The 7,337-nt window shown below is 52.3% G+C and carries 6 protein-coding genes; 3 read left to right on the forward strand and 3 right to left on the reverse strand.

Annotated elements, in window-relative coordinates:
* Nucleotides 1–232: 232 nt before the first annotated feature.
* Nucleotides 233–751, forward strand: coding sequence for a DUF1440 domain-containing protein (locus tag FD38_RS04350; RefSeq protein ID WP_057731592.1), 519 nt, complete (start codon nucleotides 233–235; stop codon nucleotides 749–751).
* Nucleotides 752–771: 20 nt separating this feature from the next.
* Nucleotides 772–2,097, forward strand: coding sequence for an MFS transporter (locus FD38_RS04355; RefSeq protein WP_057731595.1), 1,326 nt, complete (start codon nucleotides 772–774; stop codon nucleotides 2,095–2,097).
* Between the two features lie 318 nt (nucleotides 2,098–2,415).
* Here the strand turns inward: FD38_RS04355 and FD38_RS04360 are convergent, their stop codons facing one another.
* Together FD38_RS04360 and FD38_RS04365 are read right to left on the reverse strand one after the other, a co-directional pair.
* Nucleotides 2,416–2,961, reverse strand: coding sequence for a MarR family winged helix-turn-helix transcriptional regulator (locus FD38_RS04360; protein WP_057731596.1), 546 nt, complete (start codon nucleotides 2,959–2,961; stop codon nucleotides 2,416–2,418).
* Between the two features lie 1,181 nt (nucleotides 2,962–4,142).
* Nucleotides 4,143–4,535, reverse strand: coding sequence for a cytidine deaminase (locus FD38_RS04365; protein ID WP_057731598.1), 393 nt, complete (start codon nucleotides 4,533–4,535; stop codon nucleotides 4,143–4,145).
* 221 nt (nucleotides 4,536–4,756) lie between these two features.
* Between FD38_RS04365 and lepB the strand changes: the two genes are divergently transcribed.
* On the forward strand, nucleotides 4,757–5,341 hold the full coding sequence (gene lepB / locus FD38_RS04370; protein WP_083485269.1) for a signal peptidase I: 585 nt from the start codon (nucleotides 4,757–4,759) through the stop codon (nucleotides 5,339–5,341).
* A 149-nt stretch (nucleotides 5,342–5,490) separates the two neighbouring features.
* On the opposite strand, the gene FD38_RS04375 is transcribed toward lepB, so the two are convergent.
* Entirely contained in the window at nucleotides 5,491–7,185 is a 1,695-nt protein-coding gene (locus FD38_RS04375) for an oleate hydratase (RefSeq protein ID WP_057731601.1), read from the reverse strand.
* Nucleotides 7,186–7,337 lie beyond the last annotated feature (152 nt).

A 7,337-nucleotide genomic window follows, 5' to 3' on the forward strand; every position in this document is an offset into this window, starting at 1 on the left:
AATGTCTATCAGTGTATCATTTTATAACCCCCTATAATTAATAATTTAATAAACCGTCCCCGTCCGCATCACCGCTCGCCGGCTTGCATAATTGCATAGTCTCTACTGCCACCAGGCTACTCTGGAAACGCGGTCGTTTCTCGCTCGTTAGCCGCCTAACAAGCAAAATCTAGCAACTCGAACGTTAAAACGCTTATACTCAAACTAGTTTGATTGAAGGGAGTTTTTCGCTATGTCTATCTTTACCCATCATCCATTGAACCTATCCGCCGCCATCCTCGCCGGTGGGGCCGCGGGTCTGGTCTCCGGGCTGGTCAAGCTCGGCTGGGAAAACGTCTTACCGCCGCGGACCGAGGAACGTGACGCTACCAATCCGCCGCAGACGCTGTTGCAACAGTTCGGTGTCCCCGCTAAGGTGACGCACGCGACCTACCATTACTCCGGTCACGCCCTTCCCTGGGTCAGCTACGTGATTCATTTCGGCTTCTCCACCACCTTCGCCGTACTCTACCAAATCGTGGGGGAAAAGTTGCCGTTTATCAAAAAAGACGCCGGCACCTGGGTCGGCCTAACCATCTGGATTGCCTTTCACCTGGGCATCATGCCGGCGATGGGCACCGTTCCGGCCGCCAAGGATCAACCCGCCAGCGAGCACGTCTCCGAAGCCCTGGGCCACGTGGTCTGGATGGTCACCAACGACCTGGTCGGCGCCGAAGTCTATCGTCGTTTGGTCGCCCAGAGCCACAAGTAACCTCAAGGGAGGCGTGACAGATGCAAGCACCCTGGCAAACTAAGTGGCCGGAGCGGATCAGCTACGGCATGAGTGACGCCGCGGATAATCTGGTCTTTCAGATGATGACCACTTACCTGTTGTTCTTCTATACCGACGTCTACGGCCTCTCCGCCAGTAGCGCCGCCATCCTCTTCATTGTCGCTCGACTCGCCGACGTGGTCGAAAGCCTGATTATCGGCATCATGATCGACCACACCCACTCGCGGTGGGGCAAGAGCCGGCCGTTCTTTCTCTGGTACGCGCTGCCCTACGTGGTCTTTGCCATCTTGACCTTCGTCACGCCACCGTTCGGGGCCACCGGAAAATTGGTCTGGGCCTACGTGACCTACCTGGGATTGGGGTTCTTCTACACGGCCGTTAACCTCCCCATCACCTCGATTCTGCCGACCCTAAGTCAAAACGACCGGGAACTGACCCTCTTGGGGGTCATCCGGCAGTTCGGGGGTAGCGCCGTGCAGATCATCGTGGCCATCTTCACCCTCCCGCTGGTCGCCTACTTCGGCCACGGCAACCAACAACGGGGCTTTCTCCTGACCATCGCCGTGTTCGGGGGGATTTCGCTGATTCTCATCTGGAACACCTTCTTTCAGGTGCGCGAGCGTTTTACCAATCCCGAACACGCGCACCAATCCTGGCGCGCCGTGGGGGCCATGTTGCGGCAAAACCAGCCCTGGTTGGTCATTTCGGGCGTGATTTTGCTGTACTGGCTGACCACGGCCATCAAGAATCAGACCACGATCTACTACTTTAAATACCTCCAGCACAGTGAAAAGCTGGTCCCCATCGCCAATAGTTTTACCTTTGCGGCCTTGATTGGCGTGGTGCTGATCATTCGGGCCGCCAATCACTGGGGTAAAAAACGGACCATGTTGGGCGGTATCGTGTTAGCCCTGGGCGGTCAAGCCGTCCTGTCCATCGGGGCCACGGTCGACCAACTCGGCCTGATTTTTGCCGGAACCCTGGTCAACGCCATCGGTAACGGGTTGATCATCGGGTTAGTCTCCATCATGATTGCCGATACGATTCGTTACGGCGCCACGCTGGGGATTCAAGCCGAAGGAATCCTGGCTTCGACCGACGACTTCGGAGTCAACGTGGGCTTGGGTCTGGGGGGCCTGGTCACCGCGGGCCTCTTCCACTTGTCCGGCTACGTCGCCAACCGGCCCCAAAACCTAGCCACGCAACACATGATCATCTTAAATTACGCGTGGTTACCGCTGATCTTGTACCTGGTGATGCTGATTGTCCTGCTGTTCTACGACGAACGGCGGATTCAAGCCGCGTTGACTCCCACTAACCATTAACCCTTTCGCCGGTTCTCCTGAAGACTTGTTCTTTGGGGAACCGGCCTTTTTTATCTAATTCATTGCTGGCTTATCCGTTTATTTGGATAAGGAACTCGGTGGCCCGCGAGCCGCTCTTTGTACGGGTGATTTCCGCCGCCAAACCGGTCAAGCTGCAGGTCACTTGTCAGTGAATTTGGCCGTTGGTGGCCCCGCGTAGTCCCCCAAAAATTCTCAAAGATTTGGCCATTCAGTTTGTTCGGTAACCTTTCTAACTGTTTTCGGCCAAAGAAAAAACCGCAGTCCACCTGAAGGACTGCGGTTACAAGCCAATTCAATTTACAGGTTGCCTAAGCGACCATGATTTTCACTGTTACGGTTAGAATTCCGACGTTTGTCATGTAAACTATCGAAGCCCACGAAACCGGCAGCAATCGCGCGTTCGTTAGCCTTGTGCAGCACGTCGATGAAGTGTTCCGCTTCGTCGCGACCGAAGAAGCCTAACCACCGGTGGAAGCGTTCCGCCGTGGCCTGAGCCAAGTTCCGTTGGACCCGGCTCCCCGCCGCCGTCAAGGTAATGTACTTCACCCGCCGGTCGTTAGGGTCGACCTTTTGCATCACGTAGTTTTCCTTCAATAGAACGTTGACTTGCCGGGCAATCGCACTCTTGGAGACGCCCTCTAGCTTAGCCAATTCCACCAAAGTTTGGCCGTTCTTACTACGGGCGACGTTTTCCATCACCATATAAGCCTCAAACGTCAGATTATACTTCTGCGTGGGAATGGAGACAAAGTCACCAATGTATTTAAAAATATGCATGTACAGGTCGTCAAACTCCTGCTTCAGTTGTTCTTCAGTTAATGCCTCGTTCGTCGTTTCAGTCATTATCTTTCCATTACTCCTTCTAATAGCTTCTACCCGTCGCCGTTACTGGTCCTATGCGCCACCTCAGTGGTGTTGCGGACTGCTGTGTCACATCACGCCGTTGATCCATGTGGCTAAGTATATATCATCTGACGGACAGTTAATCGGTAAATTAACTTATCCCCTAAGATGCAAAATAAATGGTTCCCTGGTCAGAACATATGTTCTATAATAGACGTTAATCTTGTAACCAAGGACGTGACGGATCCAATGCAACTTTATCAGCAAATGCGAGCATTACTCCAAACGGCATACCAAAATAACCAAGTAACCTCACTCATATTTCATGGCACAAAGTACACGGGAACTGTGGATTTTCTCACCCCTAAGACCGTTTATCTCGGCCTCCGGGCAGGGCGTTCCTGTCAGTTACCACTCATGCAGATTAGCCAGGTTCACTTGCATCAATCTCAACCCTGGTGGCACCTTTACGATTGATCGACAATATCCCCCTCATAGTATCTCCTCTCAGTCGTAAAAAATAAACCCTTTTTTCAATATTGTCTGAACTTTCTTTACAATTTACGCTATGAAAGCATTCAATAGCATATTATTTTCTCCACCAAAGTTTGGGTCGAACCACGACCCAATTGAGCCAGTCTACCTAGTAACCTAATGTTAATTATAACGCCATTGAATTGTGAAAGATAACCCCACTTTGCCCTATATGGTAACAATCCAAACCTTGTACAGGATAACTAGTTCTTGGCTACTAACCTTTATGGGCTTACAATTCCTCAATAAATCGCCTTTGGTTTGGACCAATTAATCTTTTGGGCCTGTAAACTCACGCGAAATCCCGGTAATTACCGCTTTTGTTCGCCGGTGGTCAACAGATGACCAATTTGGTCCTTTGAAGCAAGTTACCAGGTTCGCTTCAACTGTAAGTTTAAGCGTTACGGCAAACTCACCAGAACGTTACGTTGTTTTTGGCGGCTAATCTGGCACGGCTGTCCCGGCAACTTCACAACCTTGACAGCTGACACCCCGGCGCGTCACCGTTCCGTTTGGGCGCCTGACGGGATTTCCCTGATGCCGCGGAGCGCGAATTCTTAATTCGTGACGGTTTGGCCAACTTGGATAAAGGACCATTTAAAAAGCCTAAGCAGTCCGCTTAGGCTTGGGATAAAACTAGTATGTACCTATTTTAATTCTACAAAGGCCCCTGGCAGGATACCCTTAACCGTGGTTTCCGCAAAGGCACCCTTTTGGTTGGTCAGATAGACCGGGGCGTCTTGGTCGAAGAACTCGGCGATGACCTGCCGACAAATCCCGCAAGGTGCGATGGGACCGTCCGTATTCCCGGTAATCAGGATGGCTTTGAAGTGGGTTTCGCCCGCCGCGATTCCCGAGAAGATGGCCGTCCGTTCCGCACAGTTAGTCGCTCCGTACGACGCGTTTTCGATGTTACAGCCACCATAAACTTTGCCGCTGTCGCCGACGACCGCTGCGCCCACGTGGAAATGGGAATACGGGGTGTACGCCCGGTCAAGCATTGCCGTTGCAACTTTCAGAAGTTCCGTTTGATCTGCCATGGTATTTCCTCCTTAGTCTAAAACCGGTTAACACCATTATTGTGTCATAATTTCACTGCAAGCGCTACCATTTGAACAAAATTTCTCAGTAATTCGTTAATTTTTTTGCCGAAAGTGGCTGGTCCCCTAGAAAAGCCTTAAGATTTCGCGAAAACCCGTGCGTTTGCGGGTGCCTATGCTAAAATAATGACAACTTTATTTAATGGGAGTCCTAACGAATCATGAAATTATTGCGAAGTATCCTCAGCTGGGTGGTGCCGATCGTGGTCGCCGTGATCCTGGTGGTTTTAGTGCGAACGTATCTCTTCGAAGTCGTCCGGGTCTCGGGTGACTCCATGACCCCCAACCTGGCCGATAAGGAACGCATGATCGTGGTCAAGCCCCTGGCCGTCAAACGGCTCAGCGTCATCGTCTTTGACGCTTACGGCGAGGACCCCAACGCCACGCCCGGCACCAACTACGTCAAGCGCGTGATTGGCCGCCCCGGCGACAAGGTCGTCAGCAAGAACGGCTACATTTACGTGAATAACCGTAAGATCAACCAGTCGTTTATCAGTCCCACGGAACGCACCGCGGGCACCGGGGACTGGACCCTCAGTGAGCTGGCCAAGGAACATCACTGGAAATACACCGGTAACGCGGTGCCCAAGGGTCACTACTTCGTCTTGGGGGACCACCGCAGCGTCTCCGAAGACAGCCGGGCCTGGGGCTACGTCGACGCCCACAAGGTCATGGGCGTGGTCAAGATTCCGTTCTGGCAAACCACGGCCACGTACCGGCATAACGTGAATGATCTCGCCCAATAAGGCACCAGAAAAGCACATCTCTACGACCGTTTCCATAGGTCGCAGACATGTGCTTTTTGGTTAAACAAGTTAACAGAGTTCCTGACTGACCGCTGCCCGCAGGCAACCCAGCTTTGATGCATCAGCCCGGAACCGCTGAACTTCACAGATTAACTAAACATCTTCTTAGTGGCCCGCAATAACGTCTTGGGGTCCTTGTCATACCGCGGTGTGTCGACCAGGTTATCCATTGAAACCCCGGCAAAGTGGTACGCCGCGATTTCACCGGAACGTACGGCACTTTGTTCGGTAAAGATCATCTGGTACGGCTGTTCGGCGAATTCACCCGTGAAGGCTAAGTTGGTCGAATGTTCCGGAATGACCTCTGGCCGGTCGGTCTTGGCCCGGTTGTTGAACAACGCGGAAGCGTAAGGCATGTACACCGGAATATTGTTGATGATGCTATCCATAATTTCGGCTTCCTTGTTCTTAATGTTGTTCGGGCCGGGATCGACCTTGGAGAGTTGCCCAATCAATTCTTGGGCCATTTCCTTCCCAGTCATCTTGATGTATGGTTTGTGGACGAACTCACCGGTCCGCCGTGGGTAGAGGAAGTACCCCCAAATGACCGATTCGTTCGGCTTCTGGGTGGTAAAGTGAGGCTGGTGGTGCACCACGATCGACATGTTGACGTCCTTGTGGCCCAACGGCGTGATTGGCGTGGTGGACAGGAAGGAGTTCAACGCGTTACCGGGAACCTGAGTGGTGATCCGGGTGATTTCGTTTAACAACAGGTGGTTCTTGGTGGTCAACGTAAAGCTGACCCACTCGGAACTCTTGCGGTCGTTAAAGAACTTATCCGGCGTCCCTAAGTTGTAGAAGCGCTCCGTGGCTTTCTTCCACAGGGCCGCGGAAATCCCGTATTCCATGTTTTCCGGGGCCGGGGTGTCGTAATCACCCATCGTGGCCGAATCGGTGATGGAGCCATTGGTGAAGATCACGGCCGTGTCCTCATCGATGGCGACCACTTCTTCTTCGCCACTGTCCACGTTTTTAACGTGAATGCCGGTGACCGTGATTTCGTCTTGGAGTTCGCTGTCCGCGAAGTCCCAATCCGTCACGATCCGGTTGTCGATAAAGGTGACCCCTTGATCTTTGAGGTACTTAATCAGCGGTAACATGATACTTTCGAATTGGTTGTAACGAGTCCGGTTGACCCCGACTAAGTGTTCAATTTGCGTAAATTCATAAATCATTTGGTGCATATAGCGCCGGAGTTCTTGGGCAGCACTCTGGGTCCGAAAGGCAAACGTGGTCTCCCACATGTACCAGAAGTTCGTCTGGAACATGTGCGGATCGTCCTTAAAGTATTCGGCGATCGACACGTTGTCCAGCTTGGTTTCGTCATCGTCGGGCATCATGACCAGCTTCGATAACAGGACCCGGTCCTTATTGTTCAAGCCCAACTTACCGCCATCGATAATGCCCTTGCCGCCTTGCAGCAGGCGCGCCTTATCGTAGGTCCGGTGATGCGCATCGAAATCGTGCGTATCTTCGGCGGCAGTCATCCCCGGTTCCGTGGCTGACGGAATCCGGTCTAACAAGTCCATGAGGTCAACATAGGTCCGATAATTAAGCATCCGACCACCCCGAGCGACGTAACCCGTCGTATTTTCCATGGGGTGGTTTTCGTTCCAATATTCACTGGTAAAGTCCGTGGTCGGTCCCCCGTCGTTGGCACCGTGCATATCGGCACCGTAAAACGTGATTTGATCGCCCCGCCAGTGACCTTCTTGAATCAGATAAACGGCCGCGGCCATGTTCGCCAGCCCCGCACCGATCATTACTGCTTTTGTCTTAACCATCAAAAACACCTCCGTATAGATCGTAGCGCTTTCACACCTCCATTATGCGAGCCGAGTTTGGCTTTGTAAAGGAATAACCCAAGAACCTTAGCGCACCTTTTCTACGTCTTGTCAATGGAAATGTTGTTAAATCAACGATTCATGATAAGAAA

This window comes from Levilactobacillus zymae DSM 19395 (assembly GCF_001434115.1).
Lineage (GTDB): Bacteria > Bacillota > Bacilli > Lactobacillales > Lactobacillaceae > Levilactobacillus > Levilactobacillus zymae.